The sequence below is a fragment of the Pseudomonas sp. WAC2 genome (assembly GCF_030403525.1).
GTDB lineage: Bacteria > Pseudomonadota > Gammaproteobacteria > Pseudomonadales > Pseudomonadaceae > Chryseomonas > Chryseomonas luteola.
This window is the reverse complement of sequence record NZ_JAUEPD010000001.1, coordinates 448,007-465,187: the sequence shown is the minus strand read 5'-3', so window position 1 is coordinate 465,187 and position 17,181 is coordinate 448,007. Positions and strand designations below refer to the sequence as shown.

At 55.9% G+C, this 17,181-nt stretch carries 15 protein-coding genes and 1 tRNA gene; 8 read left to right on the top strand and 8 right to left on the bottom strand.

What is annotated here, in order from left to right; genetic code table 11:
• A complete protein-coding gene (locus QWJ10_RS02170; protein WP_197872022.1) occupies positions 1–483 on the bottom strand; it encodes an MOSC domain-containing protein in 483 nt (160 codons plus the stop codon).
• Positions 484–686: 203 nt separating this feature from the next.
• Between QWJ10_RS02170 and QWJ10_RS02165 the strand changes: the two genes are divergently transcribed.
• Positions 687–1,160 (top strand): FAD/FMN-containing dehydrogenase, encoded by a 474-nt coding sequence (locus QWJ10_RS02165; protein WP_139208705.1) that lies wholly within the window; start codon positions 687–689, stop codon positions 1,158–1,160.
• A gap of 90 nt (positions 1,161–1,250) precedes the next feature.
• Here the strand turns inward: QWJ10_RS02165 and yacG are convergent, their stop codons facing one another.
• The 5 genes from yacG to pilB all read right to left on the bottom strand — a co-directional run bounded on the left by yacG (position 1,251) and on the right by pilB (position 5,964).
• Complete coding sequence (yacG, locus tag QWJ10_RS02160; protein ID WP_010797204.1) at positions 1,251–1,454, bottom strand: DNA gyrase inhibitor YacG; 204 nt, start codon at positions 1,452–1,454, stop codon at positions 1,251–1,253.
• A complete protein-coding gene (coaE, locus tag QWJ10_RS02155) occupies positions 1,447–2,061 on the bottom strand; it encodes a dephospho-CoA kinase (RefSeq protein ID WP_289924050.1) in 615 nt (204 codons plus the stop codon). The genes yacG and coaE overlap by 8 nt, the downstream gene beginning before the upstream one ends.
• On the bottom strand, positions 2,061–2,930 hold the full coding sequence (locus QWJ10_RS02150; protein ID WP_289924048.1) for an A24 family peptidase: 870 nt from the start codon (positions 2,928–2,930) through the stop codon (positions 2,061–2,063). The genes coaE and QWJ10_RS02150 overlap by 1 nt, the downstream gene beginning before the upstream one ends.
• Complete coding sequence (locus tag QWJ10_RS02145; RefSeq protein ID WP_019366303.1) at positions 2,930–4,147, bottom strand: type II secretion system F family protein; 1,218 nt, start codon at positions 4,145–4,147, stop codon at positions 2,930–2,932. Before QWJ10_RS02145 ends, QWJ10_RS02150 begins: the two co-directional genes overlap by 1 nt.
• Before the next feature lie 131 nt (positions 4,148–4,278).
• A complete protein-coding gene (pilB, locus tag QWJ10_RS02140; protein ID WP_289924045.1) occupies positions 4,279–5,964 on the bottom strand; it encodes a type IV-A pilus assembly ATPase PilB in 1,686 nt (561 codons plus the stop codon).
• A 219-nt stretch (positions 5,965–6,183) separates the two neighbouring features.
• Here pilB and QWJ10_RS02135 point away from each other — a divergent pair, with 219 nt between their 5' ends.
• From QWJ10_RS02135 to ampE, 5 genes are all read left to right on the top strand, one after another.
• Positions 6,184–6,642 (top strand): pilin, encoded by a 459-nt coding sequence (locus tag QWJ10_RS02135; protein WP_289924043.1) that lies wholly within the window; start codon positions 6,184–6,186, stop codon positions 6,640–6,642.
• Between the two features lie 126 nt (positions 6,643–6,768).
• Positions 6,769–6,844, top strand: a tRNA-Thr gene (locus tag QWJ10_RS02130).
• Between the two features lie 687 nt (positions 6,845–7,531).
• Positions 7,532–9,727 (top strand): DUF1631 domain-containing protein, encoded by a 2,196-nt coding sequence (locus tag QWJ10_RS02125; RefSeq protein WP_289924042.1) that lies wholly within the window; start codon positions 7,532–7,534, stop codon positions 9,725–9,727.
• Between the two features lie 102 nt (positions 9,728–9,829).
• On the top strand, positions 9,830–10,390 hold the full coding sequence (ampD, locus tag QWJ10_RS02120) for a 1,6-anhydro-N-acetylmuramyl-L-alanine amidase AmpD (RefSeq protein WP_289924040.1): 561 nt from the start codon (positions 9,830–9,832) through the stop codon (positions 10,388–10,390).
• Positions 10,387–11,220: a regulatory signaling modulator protein AmpE gene (ampE, locus tag QWJ10_RS02115; RefSeq protein ID WP_289924037.1), complete on the top strand. Its 834-nt coding sequence runs from the start codon at positions 10,387–10,389 to the stop codon at positions 11,218–11,220. Before ampD ends, ampE begins: the two co-directional genes overlap by 4 nt.
• A 4-nt stretch (positions 11,221–11,224) precedes the next feature.
• Here ampE and QWJ10_RS02110 read toward each other — a convergent pair whose 3' ends face one another.
• Positions 11,225–12,013, bottom strand: coding sequence for a TatD family hydrolase (locus QWJ10_RS02110; RefSeq protein WP_289924035.1), 789 nt, complete (start codon positions 12,011–12,013; stop codon positions 11,225–11,227).
• Positions 12,014–12,025: 12 nt separating this feature from the next.
• The gene (gene cra, locus QWJ10_RS02105) at positions 12,026–13,021 is read right to left on the bottom strand and encodes a catabolite repressor/activator (protein ID WP_125887156.1); all 996 of its coding nucleotides are present in this window, start codon (positions 13,019–13,021) and stop codon (positions 12,026–12,028) included.
• Positions 13,022–13,357: 336 nt separating this feature from the next.
• Here cra and ptsP point away from each other — a divergent pair, with 336 nt between their 5' ends.
• Together ptsP and pfkB are read left to right on the top strand one after the other, a co-directional pair.
• On the top strand, positions 13,358–16,240 hold the full coding sequence (gene ptsP, locus QWJ10_RS02100) for a phosphoenolpyruvate--protein phosphotransferase (RefSeq protein ID WP_289924033.1): 2,883 nt from the start codon (positions 13,358–13,360) through the stop codon (positions 16,238–16,240).
• Positions 16,237–17,178 carry a 1-phosphofructokinase gene (gene pfkB, locus QWJ10_RS02095; RefSeq protein WP_289924032.1) on the top strand — a complete coding sequence of 314 codons (942 nt, stop codon included), beginning with the start codon at positions 16,237–16,239 and terminating at the stop codon, positions 17,176–17,178. The genes ptsP and pfkB overlap by 4 nt, the downstream gene beginning before the upstream one ends.
• The last annotated feature ends 3 nt before the right edge of the window (positions 17,179–17,181 follow it).

Below are 17,181 nucleotides of genomic sequence, written 5' to 3'. Positions count from 1 at the left end.
TTAGTCGTCGATGACGCTTACGGTATCGCCGACTCTAATGATTCCGCCGCTCAAGATGCGGGCAGTAATTCCACCGTGGCCACGCATTGCTTGAAACGTGCCCGGTCCTAGGCGCTCTTCCAGGCGAGCGCATGGCTGGCACCAGCCGGTTGTTTCGAAAATGGCCTGACCGATCTGAAAGCGGCGATTTTTAAGGCTGAAAAGGTTAATACCTGTGACTGCTATATTGCGGCGCAAATCCTGAGGTTCAAGCGATCGTCCGATGAGCGCGCTGACGACCGCCAGATGTTCCCACTGGATAAGCGTGACCTGACGTGCATTGCGTGGGCTGGGGCGGGTATGGTCGCCCGTCAAGCCAGCCTCGCGGCGAGCCTCAACTGCATCAACAATGATCATCTCTGCTCGAGCCGCGGGGCGGACACCCATCCACTGTACGGTTCCCGTTTGAGGCACAGCTGCCAAAAGCTCTTTTAGCGGTATCATCAGGTGGGCCTATTACGATAGTAGGGTAGCGGCGTACAACGCCCTTGTTCTAGAGGAGGTTTGCGGATCTGCGACAGATGTTCTGCTTATATTGAAAAATGGCTGGCGTGAATATTTTTACAGTGATGACAGCGAAATGCCAGTCACCCTGGCGCTGCTCGCTGATACAGTTTTCACTCTTTGAACCAGTAACTGGAGGCTCCATGCGCGTCTTGCGCTCTGTGCTATTGCTGATTGCTTTACTGCCCGGCTTGACCTGGGCACTGGCGCCAGGAGAGCGCCTTGCACCCTGGACGCTGTTGGATCAGAACGACCAGCCTTATACGCTGGACGATGATCTGCAGGTTTTGCTGGTTGCGCGCAGCATGACGGGTGCAAATCTCGTGAAGGCGGCTTTGAAGGATCAGCCCAAGGGCTATCTAGAGGCTAACAAGGTAGCCTTCCTGGCTGATATCAGTCAGATGCCCAAGGTGATATCGACGTTGTTCGCTATTCCTGCCATGCGTGACTATAACTACCGCGTGCTATTGGATCATGAAGGGCGGGTGGCGCCCCGTTACCCTGGTGACAAGGAAAAGGTTCTTTGGCTCATGCTGGATCATGGCCGTTTCGTAGGGCAGCGAGAGTTTGATTCTGCCGAAGGGCTGAAAGATGCGTTAAAGGCCAAGGCCAAATAAGGGAGGCGCTAGCCGAAACGTTATTGAGCGCTTCGGCTTAAAGCCAAGTGTGGCGAAAATGGTCAGTATGGGACGCCATGGAGCAGTGGTTCAATGGTCCCGGCGTGGCATGTCTTCTGAAAACAAATCGTCTTCCAGATCGTTGCCGGGAATGGCATGCTCCTCTGCTGCCCAGGCGCCCAGGTCTATTAGTTTGCAGCGGTCTGAACAGAAGGGGCGGTTGGGGCTGGCTTCGCTCCACTCTACGGGGGCGCCGCACGTAGGGCAATCTACAGTCAAAGGTGGCTTAGGCATGCTTGCCTCCTTGTAGGGTGAGATAAAAGTGATGCAGGCGTTCGACATGCTCATGGAGCTGCGCGAGCGTCCCGTCATTAATGAGGACATCATCCGCGTGTTTCAAGCGCTCGTCTCGCTTCATTTGCGCCTGAAGGATGGCCTTTATCTGTGTCTCGTCAGCCTGATCGCGCCGCATGGCACGTTCGAGCTGCAAAGCTTCCGGCACATCTACGACGAGTACCCGTTGGGTAAGCTGCGTCTGGCCGGATTCGATAAGCAAAGGGGAAACCAGAACGGCATAGGGCGATGTGGCTTCGTTTAATGCTCGAATGATTTCCTGACGGATCAAAGGGTGTAACAACGACTCAAGCCAGCGCCTTTCTTCGGGGATAGCAAATATGCGAGCACGTAGCTCTGAGCGATTCAGTCGACCATTATCGAGCAGAATATCGCCGCCAAAATGCAGAGCAATTTGCTCAAGAGCGGGCTGACCAGGCTCTACCACCCAGCGGGCCGCGTGATCAGCATCTACTGTGTGAATGCCCAGCGAGCCGAAATGTTCGGCAGCGGCGCTTTTACCGCTACCAATCCCGCCCGTAAGGCCGAGAATCCAAGGGGTGCTCATCAAAAACCGGCAAAGTGAAGGTACATGCCTGTTATTTGATCACCCCAAAGCAAAGCAATCCACCCCGCAATGGCCAGATAAGGCCCAAACGGTATTGGTGTGCTGTTTTCGGCATTCTTGAGACGAAGCAGAATAATGCCAAGGATCGCGCCCACAAAAGAGGACAGCAATATCGTAAGCGGCAGGATTTGCCAGCCGCCCCAGGCGCCCAACATAGCCAGCAGCTTGAAGTCACCAAAGCCCATGCCTTCCTTGCCTGTGATCAGCCTGAAAAGCTGGAAGACCACCCACAAGCTCATATAGCCCGCTGCTGCGCCCCAGACTGCATCGGAAAGGCTAGAGAAGAGCTCAAATTGATTAACCAGCAGGCCAACCCATAGCAACGGAAGAACGATGACGTCAGGAAGAATCTGATGATCGGCATCAATCAGGCTGGCGGCGAGCAGGCTCCAGGTTAGTAACAGGGCGCTGGCTGCCTGCCAGGTAAAGCCAAAATGCCAGACAACAAACAGGGAAAGCAGGCCGCATGTTAATTCAACCAGCGGATAGCGAGCACTAATGGGCGCCTTACAGCTGGAGCATTTGCCGCGCAGCATGACATAGCTGATAACAGGAATGTTTTCCCACGGCCGAATGCGATGTTGGCAGTGAGGACAATGGGAGTGGGGCTTGGCAAGGTTATAGGTTTCCGCCTCGCCTTCGCTGGGTAGCTCCAGCATTTGGCGAGACTGGGCTATCCAGTCCCGCTCAAGCATTTTAGGAAGCCGGTGTACGACTACATTGAGAAAGCTGCCAACCAATAAGCCTAGTACCAGCGCACAACCCAAGTACGCGGCGGGGTAGGTTGCTAAAAGCTCGATAGCCTCCATTAAACAACCGAGCCCAACTGGAAGATAGGAAGATACATGGCGATGATCAAACCGCCCACCAGTACGCCCAGAACCGCCATGATCATGGGCTCCATCAGAGCGGTAAGGCTATCGACCATGTTGTCCACTTCTTCTTCATAGAAAGTGGCCACTTTATCCAGCATTTCGTCCAGTGCACCCGACTCCTCACCAATGGCCGTCATTTGCACTGCCATAGAGGTAAACACGGCAGTTGTACGCATGGAGAAGTTCAGCTGCATACCGGTCGAGACGTCTTGCTTGATCTTGTCGACGGCATTGCGGAAGACAACGTTACCCGTAGCGCCGGAAACCGAATCCAGCGCATCTACCAGCGGTACGCCCGCAGCAAAGGTGGTGGATAAGGTACGCGCATAGCGTGCAATCGCAGACTTATAAAGAATGGCGCCCACGACAGGTATTTTGAGTACAAAACGGTCAACGGCATCGCGGAATTTTTCAGACCGTTTGTGCGCCATTTGAAAGCCGAAACCTAAAGCGAAAAGGGCCAGCAGAACGATGAACCACCATTCCTGCAAGGTTTCTGAAAGGCCAATCACCATTAACGTAAACGCAGGCAGCTCTGCGCCAAAGCCCTCGAAGACGGATTGGAACTGAGGTACAACCTTAATCAGTAGAATGGCTGAAACCACAATCGCTACCACTACAACCGCGGCAGGGTAGGTCATAGCCTTTTTGATTTTTTTCTTGAGCTGCTCGGTTTTTTCTTTGTAGGTCGCTACGCGATCCAGCAGCGTTTCCAGCGCACCAGACTGCTCACCCGCATCAACCAGGTTGCAGTAGAGGTCATCGAAGTATTGGGGCTTTTTACGCAACGAGCTAGACAGGCTGTTACCCGCCGCCACGTCCTGCTTGATGTCGTCGACCAGCTTGCGCATGTTCGGATTATCAAAGCCTTCGCTGATAATGTCGAACGATTGCAGCAAAGGAACACCTGCCCCCAGCATGGTAGCCAGCTGGCGAGTGAATAGGGCGATGTCCATCGGCTTGATCTTTTTGCCGCGGCTGAAGATCGAGACTGATTTTTTGCGTACGCGCGTGGGGTTGATCCCCTGTTTGCGTAGTTGGGCCTTGACCAGGGCAGGGTTCAGCCCGGTCATCTCGCCCTTGATCTTGACGCCTTTACGGTCCGTTCCCTCCCAGGTAAAAGCGCTCATTTTTAATGCTTTGTCGGCCATGCAATCCGCTCTTCAGGTGCTGGAGTGCGTCTTGTCAATGTGCAGCCATGCTGTTTGACGACGTCCACTCTTGTTCATGTGACTGACCAGCCCTTCATGGGCATCGAGTGGACACGCAAAGTTCGCGCCAATCAGTCCTTGGTAACGCGGTTTACTTCTTCCAGGCTGGTTACGCCTTGCATGGCCTTGAGCAGGCCAGATGTCCGTAAGTCATTAAAGCCTTCCTCACGCGCCTTGCGAGCAATCTCGATTGAGTTGCCTTCTTCCATGATCAAGTTCTGCATGGCAGACGTAATCTTTACAACTTCATAAATACCCACGCGGCCACGGTAGCCGTTATTACACTCCTCGCAACCCACAGGTGAGTACAGCGTAAACTTACCGATCTGGCTTTCAGGGAAGCCTTCACTCAACAGGGTTTCCCTAGGTACATCATGTGGCTTTTTGCATCTAGGGCACAGCTTGCGTGCCAGTCGTTGAGCAATGATCAGGTTGACTGATGTGGCGATGTTAAAAGCAGGCACGCCCATATTCCGCAGGCGCGTCAGTGTTTCTGCCGCGCTGTTGGTATGCAGCGTCGACATAACCATGTGGCCCGTTTGTGCAGCCTTGATTGCAATCTCTGCCGTTTCAAGGTCGCGGATCTCGCCCACCATGATCACGTCAGGATCTTGACGGAGAAACGCCCTAAGCGCCTGGGCAAAGTCCATTCCTTGACGCGGATTGACGTTAACCTGGTTAATACCCTCCAGGTTGATCTCTACCGGGTCTTCTGCCGTCGAGATATTGATGTCGACCGTATTTAGGATATTCAAGCCCGTGTATAGCGATACGGTCTTGCCGGAGCCGGTAGGGCCGGTTACCAGAATCATGCCCTGTGGTTGGCTAAGTGCTTCCATATATAGCTCTTTCTGGCGCTCTTCATAGCCCAATGCATCAATACCCATCTGAGCACTAGAGGGGTCGAGAATTCGCATCACGATCTTCTCGCCCCAAAGGGTCGGAAGCGTGTTCACACGGAAATCGATGGACTTGTTTTTGGAAACCTTGAGCTTTACCCGACCATCCTGCGGCTTGCGGCGTTCGGAGATGTCCATGCTCGCCATAACCTTAAGGCGGGCCGAAATACGTGGGGCCAGCTGAATGGGCGGACGTGCCATTTCATGCATGACGCCATCGGTACGAAAGCGTACTCGGTACATCTTTTCGTACGGCTCGAAATGCAAATCAGAAGAGCCGCGTTTGATGGCATCGAGCAGCATTTTGTTGACGAAGCGAACAACTGGGGCATCGTCAGTGTCTACTTCAGACTTTTTCTCTTCTTCTGTATTGATCTCGATATCGAGGTCGATATCGCCAAGATCCAGCCCGCCTGTGCCATTATCCAGGTACTGATCAATGGCGTTATGAAGTTTGTCATCCTCAACCAGTATGGGTTCGGCAGTCAGCCCTGTGCTGAACTGTATGTCATTGATCGCTTGCTGGTTGGTCGGGTCGGATATACCAATAAAGAGCTTATTGCCGCGCTTGGCAAGCGGCAGGAAGTGATGCTGCTGCATCAGCTTTTCACTCACGACCTCCTTGGGCAGGGACTCCTTATCAACCGCGCTCAGGTCTAAAAACGCCAAACCAAATTGTTCAGCAGACAGCTCCGCAATCGCACGGCTCTTAACGAGGCGGTTTTGGACTAGGTGCGTCACCAGCGGGACTTTACTGATCTTGCTCTGCGCAACCGCGCTTTGAGCCGTTTTTTCATCTAGCAGCTCCGCCAAAACAAGCTGACGGGCAAGACCAGAGAGGGGCGCTAAATCATTCATAAGACTGGCCGATAAGGATAAGCGATGCCTGCCTTATAGCAGCCGTAGACAGTCCTATCAAATACGGCCTTTTGCATGACAATTATTGTCAGTACTTGTCATGCAGGCGAAGCGGCAAGGAATCTACTTCACACAAATACTGTGACCTAAGCGGTTGGCACGCTGAATGCTTAAGGAGAATCAGGCATGTTGAGCCTACTTCTTCTAATGGAGACAAGCATGAACGCTCAAAAAGGTTTTACCCTAATTGAATTGATGATTGTGGTAGCGATCATTGGTATCTTGGCTGCCGTCGCTCTTCCTGCATATCAAGACTACACGGTCCGTGCCCGTGTATCTGAAGCTATGGTTGCAGCTTCTGCTGTAAAGACGACAGTTACAGAGAATATTTCTAATCACAATAAAATTGAGGCAGGAATGTGCCTTGGCTTTACCGACAATACAACTGCAACAGATAACGTAAAAAGCATTAAATGCACTGATACAACAGGTGTTGTTACTGTTGCAACGACAGCAAGAGCAGGCGAGGCAACTATAGCTCTGACTCCTACAATGAGTACTACAGGCGTGATCACTTGGAAATGTACCACTGCTAACGAAAAGTTTAAATACGTTCCTTCTGAATGCCGTAATGCGGTTGCAGATGCAGATGCAGATGCAGCTGCAGATCCAGAGTAATATTGATTATTTTGCAAACTTATAGGCTGCTTTTGTAGTTTTAACGTTAATGAGAGGCATCTTTAAAACGTTATCGCTGGAAGTTTTGCCAAGTATGCTTGCTTGTATGTATTATTCGAGTCTGTAGCCGGTGTAGCTCAGTTGGTAGAGCAGCGCATTCGTAATGCGAAGGTCGTAGGTTCGACTCCTATCTCCGGCACCATACTTAAAGCCCAGCTAATTAGCTGGGCTTTTTGTTTTAGTTGGAAATATAGAGGTCTTGTATTAAAGCAAGCTACTTAACTCTAATGAACTAAGTTTTAGATATGGGTATTTGTAATTGCCTGAAAAGCTTTGGTGAGCTTCGCTTGTGTCTTTAAGGAGCTTTTCAGGCCAGATACTTGCTTAAGGGAATATAAAGGCAGCGCTCTTTCTAGAAAAGGCACTGGCCTGGCATAACTGCTCTTGTCAGCCTAGCTCTTAAAAAACAGGCCAAAAGGTTTCTTAGCAATATCCTAGCCAGCTTTGCCTAAAGTAGGCGTAGCGCTACCGACAAGCTTCTTCTTAATGCATTTCTGTGAAGTCTCCAGACCAATCAGCGTTTGGCTGGTGATTGGTCGAAATCTTGATGGTTAGCTCACGCTTCTCAGGGTACGATTAGCGGGTAAAGGCAACTTTATGGATGAACGCTGTTCAGATTCCCTCACTAGAGATGGGAGTCGCCGTAGCTCAACCATAAACATGATCAAGGTCATACCTATGCGGTGATCTCGGTTAGCTGGTACAGCTACTCTGTAATGATGATCAACGCAACGTTCACTTATCAACGCTATGGGATCAACGTTGTTCAAGGCTCGTAACGTGGTATGCAGGCAGGCTGGTCATAACGGTACGCTGCAGGAGGCGGGCAATGCAGAACGACGCTAATGTGGTTCATTTCAAAACGCTCAGTGATGCGGCGTTGCGGATTCCTGCTGCCCTCGTTCCGGTACGCGACAAAGCTGCCCAGCGGCTCAATGCAGCGCTCCAGCAATTGTTCGATAACGCGGACGATGCGTTGTTCGAGATGGCTGACCGCGCCACCAGCAACAACGAGCAGAATCTGTTCTTCGAAGCGATGCGTGACTTGCGCCTGAAGCGCAAGACGATCGAGCGTAATTTCTTGCAACGCTACTTTGAGCGTTTCGCGGGTCTGAATCAGGCAGACACGGCAAAAAATACTGCGCAGCTCGACGCCATTTCGTTCGAGGATCTGAGCCTGGTCCAGAATGATCAGCTCGAAGAGTCTGTCGCACTCGATACAATGGTGACCAAAGCTGTCACCCGTAATGCGCTGGCCTTGGGCCATCTAAGTATTCGTTTCAACACCCAGTTAAGCCGAACGCTGGATGAAAACTCCAACCCGTTGGCGCCTCGCCCTTTGTGCGAAGCGTTTCTGGATGCGTGCCGTGGTTTGGGTGTTGAGATCAAGGTCAAGCTGATCATTCTCAAACTGTTCGAGCGCTTTGTGCTGAACGGTTTGGACCGTGTGTATGCCGAGGCGAATCAGCAATTGATCGATGCAGGGATTCTCCCCCATCTCAAACTGGCGCCGCCGCGTAATACAGGCCGCAGTGCATCGGGTTATACCGGCCGCACGGCATCCACCACGCCGGACAGCGAACAGGATCAGGAAGTATTCAGCGCGCTGCAGGGGCTGCTTGCGCAGGTACGTCGCAGTGGCGGCGGCTCAATGGGCCTATCTGGCGGTGAGTCAGCAGGCACAGCTGAGCTTCATCCTATTACCAGTTACGACCTGATGCGGCTGTTGTCGCACTTGCAGCAGCATGTGCCTTCGCATGTCGAGAACAGTTACGACTTGCGCGGGATGCTGGATGACGCGCTGGGGCGTATCAGTGCGCGTAGCGGTCGAAAGCGGGTAGTGGGGCAGGTTGATGATGATGTTATCAATCTGGTGTCCATGCTGTTTGAGTTCATTCTTGATGACCTGACGCTGCCTGATTCCCTAAAGGCGCTGATTGCCCGCTTGCAGATTCCCATGCTCAAGGTGGCGGTGCTGGATAAGGCCTTTTTCAGCCGACCCAATCATCCGGCCCGTAAGCTCTTGAATGAGATTGCGGCGGCTTCGCTCGGTTGGGAAGAACAGAATGAGCTACAGCGCGATGGGCTTTATCTGAAGATCGAGCAGATCGTTCAGCGGCTGCTCAGTGATTTTGTGGATGACCCGGATATCTTCAGCGAGCTGCTGAATGACTTCCTGGCCTATATGAGTGATGAGCGTCGCCGGAGTGAGTTGCTTGAGCAGCGCACACGGGATGCGGAAGAGGGGCGTGCGCGGGCTGAGCAAGCTCGCCAGCAGGTAGAGGCCGCGCTGAATGAGCGTTTGGTTGGGCGTACGCTGCCGGAAGTAGTGGTTCGGGTGATTCGTGAAGCATGGAGTCAGGTGCTCCTGTTGACGTGTCTCAAGCAGGGCTATGGCTCCGCTGAATGGCTCGCCGCGCTGCAGACGATGGATGATCTGATCTGGAGTGTTGAGCCGCATGAAGATGCGGGCTCGCGGCAGAAGTTGCTGGGTATGGTGCCGGGGCTGCTCAAGGCCTTGCGTGAAGGGCTTGCCAGCGCGGCCTTCGATCCATTCTCTACCAGTGAGTTTTTCACCCAGCTTGAAGCCCTGCATGTACAGACATTCCAGCAGGCCAAGCGTGTCGAGCACGGTGCAGCGGCGGTAGCCCATGAGCCACTGGCAGCGATGGTTGAGGTGGCTGATGAGATTGTGCTTCAGCCGGTTCAGGCCAAGCCTGCCGAGACGGCGATCAAGCCGGATGAGGAGTCGCTCAGAACGATTGACGCTATCCATGTGGGTAGCTGGATTGAGCTGACCGAAGCCGATGATCACAAGGTCCGCTGCAAGCTGGCAGCGGTTATCAAGTCTGCTGGACGTTATATTTTTGTAAATCGCGCAGGCATGAAGGTGATGGAAAAGTCACGTGAAAGCCTGGCTGTCGACTTGAGTCATGGAAAGCTGCGTATTCTGGACGATGCCCTGTTGTTTGATCGAGCGCTGGAATCCGTCATCGGAAATCTTCGCACGCTCAAACGCACCTGATCCCCTTCCGCTTACCCAAAACACCGATCATGGGGCCACTCGGATCGGTGTTCTTGGTCCTTCTGCCGCTCTGGTTTACATTAAGCGCTCACAGGAGTTCTTATGTCCCCAGATTTTCAGGCGGGATGGTGGGCTCACGCCCAGCGTTGCCCATCACCCAACTACAATGAGCGTCCCGTGGGAGAGCAGGTCTCGCTGCTGGTTATCCACAACATCAGTTTGCCGCCCGGCCAGTTTGGGACGGGAAAGGTCCAGCCTTTCTTTCAAAACACGCTGGACTGCAGTGAACATCCCTTTTTTCAGGAAATAGCCTCGTTAAGGGTGTCAGCCCATTTTCTGATTGAACGTACAGGCGCTGTGACGCAGTTTGTGTCCTGTGACGATCGTGCCTGGCACGCTGGCGTCTCCTGTTTTGCGGGCAGGGAAGGTTGTAATAATTTTTCGATAGGAATTGAGCTGGAAGGTACCGATACCGAGCCTTATACGCAGGCGCAATACCATGTGCTTGAGCAACTGACGCGCGATGTGCTTCGGCATTACCCAGCCATAACATCTGACCGTATTTGCGGGCATAGTGATATTGCACCAGACCGCAAGACCGATCCTGGGCCTGCCTTTGATTGGCACCGGTATCGGGCATCTTTGACAGGGGAGGGTAAATGACCTTTCTGAGCTTATTGCTTGTATTGGGCGTTGTATGGACAACCCGCTGGCGGTTGCGGCTGCAGCGTGATGGCTTGTGGCGCGCGCTGTTGGCTGAGGTGGAGCTGCATGTAGGGCGTCATAGCTCAATCGCGCTGATCGTTGTGATAGGTATTCCCCTGCTGATATTGGCTCTGGGGCTGGCAGTATTAAAGCCGGTTGCCTATGGCTGGCTGCTGTTGCCAGTGCATGTGCTCGTGCTGTTATATAGCCTGGGCCGGCATGACCCCAGGCAGGCATTGGCAGGTTTCAGGGATTCCTGGCGGCGGGATGATCTGGAGGCCGCAGCCTTACGTGCAGAGCAGGACCTGGGTCTTCAAGCGGAAACGCCGGATGGGCTCTTGGCGCGTGTGCAAGAGCAGCTGCTATGGCGAGGCCACGAGGGCTTCTTTGCCGTGATTTTCTGGTACGTTGTGCTGGGACCGCTCATGGCGTTGGCTTATCGGCTGGTTGCGCTGACGGCTGCCCATGCGCGTAGCCCTGCCTTGCGCGCCCATGCAGAACAGCTGTGCCATGCCTTTGATTGGCTCCCTGCACGCTTGCTCACTGCCAGCTTTGCGTTGGTCGGTGATTTTCTCTGCGCCAGCCGTGCGACGCTATCCGAGTGGTTGAACTGGGATATTCCCACTCCCAAGCTGCTGGCTGATGCAGGTCGCGCTGCGGCTGATTTGCCTGTGGCTCTGGATGCCGAGGCGGGTGTTCACAGTCTTGATACGTTGTGGCAGTTGCTCGTCAGAGCTGCTGTGCTCTGGTACGTCTTGTTGGCGCTCTGGACGGTGGTGGGACGCTAGTCTTCTAAAGCGCGTCAGGGGCCCACCCAAAGACGGCACACGCATTGGTTGTACTGGCCTGGGCAAGTGCTTCGGAGGTCACGCCGAACAGCTCGGCCAGTGCCGCGCAGATGTCAGGCAAGTGGGTAGGGCTGTTGCGAATGCCTGGGTACATGGCAGGGGCCATGTCAGGGGCGTCGGTTTCCAGAACGATGCCGTCCAGCGGCAGCCGCGGCACGACCTTTCTCAGTCGATTGGCTTGCGGCCATGTCGGCGCGCCGCCCAAGCCCAGCTTGAATCCTAGTTTCAGATACTCCCGCGCTTCTTCGTAGCTGCCCGCAAAAGCGTGGACAACGCCCGCTCTGGGCGGCTTGTAGCGTTTTAGCGTGGCGATGACATCGGCATGGGCTTTTCTGACGTGCAGCAGGCTCGGCAGCTCGTATTCGATAGCCAATTCGAGGTGTGATTCGAAAAGCGTCTGCTGGCGTGCCTTGTCGGGCTGCTCGATATAGTAGTCCAGTCCGAATTCACCCAATGCGCAAAGCTTGGGATGACCAGCCCATTGATCCAGCCATGCCCTGAGCGTGTCGATGTCGCTCTCCTTGTGCACGTCCAGATAGCAGGGATGCAGGGCCAGGGCCGCGTAGAGCGGCTCATGGGCCAGCGCGGTAGACCATAACTGCGACCATAGGGATTCTTCGACACCAATCAGCACCTGACGCCGTACGCCTAGCGATGCGCACTGGTGCAGGAGTGCCTCCCGATCATCGTCGAACCCGGGAAAGTCCAGGTGGTTATGGGTATCGATCAACATGGTAGGGGCCGGCTAGTCCTTGTGACGAGTCTTGAGCTGTCGGGGGATGGCATGAACACCGGGCTCGTAATGGTGGGATTCGATGGCATCCAGCATGAGGTTCAGGGCCTGCTCTGCAATGAGTTCGTGCTGCTGATAGAGTCCGTTGACCTTGATGGGAACGAAGTCGAGCAGCTGGGCGTCGCCAAAGGTGGCGAGACGCAGATGGGAAGGCCAGCCTTCAGCCTGCTGTTGGAAAACATCGAAAACGCCTTCCAGCAGCACGTATGCCGTCGTGATAATCGCATCAGGCATATGGCCCAGCTCGCTCATCAGGTCCAGCATCAGGTCGCGTCCACAGGTACGGCTGAACTGCTCGCCATAGCGAATCAGCTTCTTGCCGTTGAAGTCCTGCAGGGCCGATTCGAAACCCGCGGCGCGCTCACGGCTGATGACGAGGTCCGGACGGGCCGCGATCAGGGCGATTTCTCGAGGCGGCGTATCCAACAGGGTCTTCGTCAGAAGGGAGCTGGCGGTCCGGTCGTCACTGACGACAGAGCTGAACTGACTGGGATCGAGCTGACGGTCAACGGCTACCACAGGCAGTCCTTCTGCCTGCAGGCGGCGATAGGGCGTATCGTCATCGGCCAGACAGCTGGCGGTGATAAGGCCATCGCAGCGGCGTGCGCGAAACAGCGAGAGCAATTGCCGTTCGGTATCGGGCTCATCGTCGGTACAGGCAATGAGCAATTGATAGCCCCGCAGCCGGGCTCTGATTTCCAGCTGCTTGGCCAGCCGTGCATAGCTGGGGTTTTCCAGGTCAGGCAAGATGAACCCAAGCGTCAGGGTCTGGCCGCGACGCAAGCCGGCGGCGCGCTGGTCTGGCTGGTAGCCGTATTGTTCGACCACTTGCTGTACGCGCGTGACGGTGGCTGGACTGATGCGCCGCTGGTCGGCTTTTCCGTTGATGACGTAGCTGGCCGTGGTCACGGAGACGCCTGCCAGTCGAGCTATATCACTGAGCTTCAAAACGATTCCTCTTGTGGCCGTGCGGTCTGGAACGCCTTTCTTGCTTATATGACCGCAATACCTTGCCTTTCATTGACGATAATCCATTTTCGAAAACAGACGGTCCGGTATCTAACGCAATGGGCTGGCCTTTATTGTGTGTAGTGCTTCAAGGATCAACGATTATCGAGTAACGTGCCACTCTGTTTTGGTGAAACGTTTCAGCACAATAGTGTCTTATCGCTGTTATGTCTGTATCGCCCGATGTCGATGATTCAACATGCGATTAGGCTAAAACAATCATTACAAGAAAGGCACGGTGCTCTTCGGTCGCTCGTAGTGCCATGGAGGATTTGAATGTTCGAACTCGATGCGCAGCATATTCGCATGGGACAACAGGCCGCTGACAAGGATAGCGCGCTTGCCCTACTGGGTGAGGCCCTTGTCGCGGATGGGCTTGTGGCTCCCGGCTATATCGATGGATTGCGTGCTCGCGAAGCCCAGGGTTCTACCTACCTTGGACAGGGTATTGCCATTCCCCATGGTACTCCTCAGACCCGTGACCATGTGTTTACAACGGGCGTACGAATCATGCAATTCCCCGATGGTGTAAGTTGGGGGGAAGGGCAGACCGCTTATCTGGCCATTGCAATTGCCGCCAAATCTGATGAACACCTTCGAATTCTCCAGTTATTAACGCGTGCACTGGGTGAAAAGTCGCTGGACGAGGCGATTCGCCGTGCCGAAAGCGCCGAGGCGATTGTTCAGTTGCTGCATGGCGCCCCGCAAGAGCTTGAGCTGGATGACCAGCTGGTGCGTCTGCACGTGGAGGCCGACGATCTTGAAGACCTGGCGTGGGAAGGGGCTCGTCTTCTTAAGAGGACGCAGTGCGTTGAGCCCGGCTTTGCCGGCGCGCTACAGACGGGCGTCCCTCTGCCACTAGGTGAAGGGCTCTGGTGGCTGCACAGCGACCATGCCGTAAGCCGTCCTGGTCTTGCGTTTGTGACACCCGCAGCGCCGGTGACGCTTGAAGGGCAGCCAGTCAAGGGCTTGTTCTGTCTGGCCAGCCTTGGCGAGGCTCACCGTGATTTGCTGGAGCGCCTGTGTGACTTGCTGATCGCTGGCCGTGCCCAGGAGCTTAGCCAGGCAACTTCCAGCCGGGCGGTGCTCGAAGCGCTGGGCGGTGAGGTAGCACCGGACTGGCCCAGTGCGAGTGTGGTGCTGGCTAACGCTCATGGCCTGCATGCGCGTCCGGCCAAGGAGCTGGCGCGTGTGGCGAAGGCTTCAACCGGTGAGGTTCGGGTCAGGGTGGATGGCGGAACGGCCGTTTCGGCCAAGAGCTTGTCTCGCCTGCTGGCGTTGGGTGCGCGCCGTGGTCAGGTGCTGGAGTTTCTGGCCGAGCCGGGAACCGATGCCGAAGCGCTGCTAGGGGATCTTGTCGCGGCGGTCGAGGCCGGGTTGGGTGAAGAGGTTGAGCCCATTAGCGCCAATACTCAACCGACGCACGCGGCCGTGCCGGTTGAAACCAATATTCTGGCGCGAGCAGAGGACACGGCGCCGCTAGCCTCAGGCGATACCTTCAAGGCCATTGCTGCGGCACCGGGCCTAGCCGTTGGGCCAGCCTATGTCGTGGCTCAGCAGCATTTTGACTTTCCCGCCGAGGGTGAGGGGATCGCCGCTGAAACCGAGCGCCTCGAAGCGGCACTGGCGGCAGTCAGAACGGAAATCGATGCCCTGATCAGCCGTAGCGAGGCCGGCGCCATTCGCGACATCTTTCTGACCCATCTGGAGATGCTTGATGATCCGGATCTGCGTGAGGGCGTACAGATGCGCCTCAAGCGCAATGCCAGCGCCGCAGCGGCCTGGAACGCACAGATCGAGGAGGCGGCCGCTCAGCAGGAGTCATTGAAGGATGCGCTCCTGGCCGAGCGTGCGGCTGATCTGCGTGATGTAGGCCGCCGTGTTCTGGGGCATCTGTGTGGGGTTGGGTCTGCCAGTGAGCCAAGCGAGCCCTATGTGCTGGTCATGGATGAGGTCGGGCCTGGTGACGTGGCGCGTCTGGACCGTGACAGGGTCGCCGGTATCCTGACGGCACGTGGGGGTGCCAGCTCTCACAGCGCCATTGTTTCCCGCGCCTTGGGTATTCCTGCGATTGTAGGCGCTGGCCCGCGTGTACTGAACCTTGCACCTCAGACCATTCTACTGCTGGATGGCGATCATGGCCTTGTCGAGATCGGGCCGGATGCCGCACGCATCGAGCAGGTTCGTATAGAGCGCGAGGTGCGGGAGCATCGTCGACAGGAGGCCGAAGCCAAGCGGTTTGAGCCTGCGGTCACCCGCGACGGGCACCGTATTGAGGTGGCTGCGAACCTGGGCAACACTGCGGATGCCCCGTCGGTAGTCGAACAGGGCGCAGAGGCAGTTGGCTTGCTGCGTACCGAGCTGGTATTCATGAGCCATGATTCGGCACCTGACGAGCAGGCGCAGGAGAAGGATTACCGACGCGTACTGGATGCGTTGGATGGACGACCGCTGGTGGTACGTACGCTGGATGTGGGAGGTGACAAGCCGTTGCCTTATATGCCAATTCCAGCCGAAGAGAACCCGTTCCTGGGTATTCGCGGTATACGCCTGACCCTACGTTGCCCGGAGGTGCTGGAAACCCAGCTGCGCGCCTTGCTTCGTGCGGCCGAGGGGCGTCCGCTCAGAATCATGTTTCCGATGGTGGGACGGGTTGAGGAGTGGCGTCAGGCGCGAGACATCCTCAATCGTCTGCGGCAGGAGATTCCGGCGATCAATCTGCAGGTAGGCATCATGATCGAAGTACCTTCGGCAGCCCTGTTGGCACCGGTGCTGGCGCAGGAAGTGGATTTCTTCAGCGTCGGAACGAATGACCTGACCCAATACGCCTTGGCGATCGACCGTGGTCATCCTTTATTGTCCGGCGAGGCTGATGGTTTGCATCCCAGCGTGCTGCGCCTGATTGATATGACGGTCCAGGCCGCCCATGCACATGGCAAGTGGGTAGGCGTATGCGGAGAGTTGGCCGCCGATCCGCTGGCGGTTCCGCTTTTGATGGGGCTGGGTGTGGATGAACTCAGCGTTTCAGCGCGCAGCATTCCGCTGGTCAAGGCGTGGGTGCGTGAACTGGATTTCGTGGCTGCACAAGCCTGTGCCCAGCGAGCACTGACGCTGGCGACAGCAGATGAAGTGCGCGCCAGCGTGGAGGCCATGCAATGAGCCGTGTTTTGACCGTTACCTTGAACCCCGCGCTGGATCTAACTGTGCGACTGCCCGAGCTGCATCCGGGAGAAGTAAACCGTAGTGAAGCGGTTGTCATGCATGCGGCTGGCAAGGGACTGAATGTGGCTCAGGTCCTGGCAGACTTGGGGCATTCGCTGACCGTAACCGGCTTTCTGGGCGCTGATAACGCCAAGCCATTCGAAGCCTTGTTTGCCGAGCGTGGCTTCAAGGATGCCTTTGTGCGGGTGGAGGGCGAGACCCGCAGTAATATCAAGCTGGCCGAAACCTCAGGCCGCATTACGGATATCAACGGGCCGGGGCCGCATGTTACCGAGACTGCTCAGGCTCAGTTGCTGCGGACCCTGGACGACGTAGCACCGGGACACGATCTGGCCGTTGTCGCCGGCAGTCTGCCACGCGGCATCGGTGCCGACTGGCTTGCCGAGCTGGTTCAGCGGCTGAAAGCCCTAGGCTTGCGGGTGGCACTGGACACCAGTGGCGCCGCGCTGCGTGCCGGGCTCAAGGCTGGGCCGTGGCTGGTCAAGCCCAATACCGAGGAGCTGTCCGACGCCTGCTCGGCACCTGCCGATACTGCCGAGCAGCAGGCTCAGCTGGCCGCTCAGCTGGCCGCTCAGGGTGTTGAGCACATAGTGATCTCTCAGGGCAGCGAGGGTGTTCGGTGGTTTGCGCCAGGTCGCGTACTGCAGGCCGTTCCGCCCAGGGTGCAGGTGGCCAGCACCGTAGGGGCCGGCGACTCGCTTCTGGCCGGTATGGCGCACGGTTTGCTCACCGGACTTGAGCCGCGGGACGCGTTACGCAATGCCACAGCCATTGCTGCCATGGCCGTGACTCAAATCGGCTTTGGCATTGATGATCCTGCCCGTTTGGCAGAGTTGGCGAACGGCGTCAGTGTTCACGTCATGACAGAACAATAAGCA

Coding starts and splice junctions, on each gene's coding strand:
- QWJ10_RS02125 (WP_289924042.1), top strand. CDS start 7,532: ATGCAGAACGACGCTAATGTGGTTCATTTCAAAACGCTCAGTGATGCG.
- QWJ10_RS02150 (WP_289924048.1), bottom strand. CDS start 2,930: ATGGAGGCTATCGAGCTTTTAGCAACCTACCCCGCCGCGTACTTGGGT.
- QWJ10_RS02145 (WP_019366303.1), bottom strand. CDS start 4,147: ATGGCCGACAAAGCATTAAAAATGAGCGCTTTTACCTGGGAGGGAACG.
- pilB (WP_289924045.1), bottom strand. CDS start 5,964: ATGAATGATTTAGCGCCCCTCTCTGGTCTTGCCCGTCAGCTTGTTTTG.
- pfkB (WP_289924032.1), top strand. CDS start 16,237: ATGAGCCGTGTTTTGACCGTTACCTTGAACCCCGCGCTGGATCTAACT.
- ptsP (WP_289924033.1), top strand. CDS start 13,358: ATGTTCGAACTCGATGCGCAGCATATTCGCATGGGACAACAGGCCGCT.
- coaE (WP_289924050.1), bottom strand. CDS start 2,061: ATGAGCACCCCTTGGATTCTCGGCCTTACGGGCGGGATTGGTAGCGGT.
- ampD (WP_289924040.1), top strand. CDS start 9,830: ATGTCCCCAGATTTTCAGGCGGGATGGTGGGCTCACGCCCAGCGTTGC.
- QWJ10_RS02170 (WP_197872022.1), bottom strand. CDS start 483: ATGATACCGCTAAAAGAGCTTTTGGCAGCTGTGCCTCAAACGGGAACC.
- ampE (WP_289924037.1), top strand. CDS start 10,387: ATGACCTTTCTGAGCTTATTGCTTGTATTGGGCGTTGTATGGACAACC.
- QWJ10_RS02165 (WP_139208705.1), top strand. CDS start 687: ATGCGCGTCTTGCGCTCTGTGCTATTGCTGATTGCTTTACTGCCCGGC.
- QWJ10_RS02110 (WP_289924035.1), bottom strand. CDS start 12,013: ATGTTGATCGATACCCATAACCACCTGGACTTTCCCGGGTTCGACGAT.
- QWJ10_RS02135 (WP_289924043.1), top strand. CDS start 6,184: ATGAACGCTCAAAAAGGTTTTACCCTAATTGAATTGATGATTGTGGTA.
- yacG (WP_010797204.1), bottom strand. CDS start 1,454: ATGCCTAAGCCACCTTTGACTGTAGATTGCCCTACGTGCGGCGCCCCC.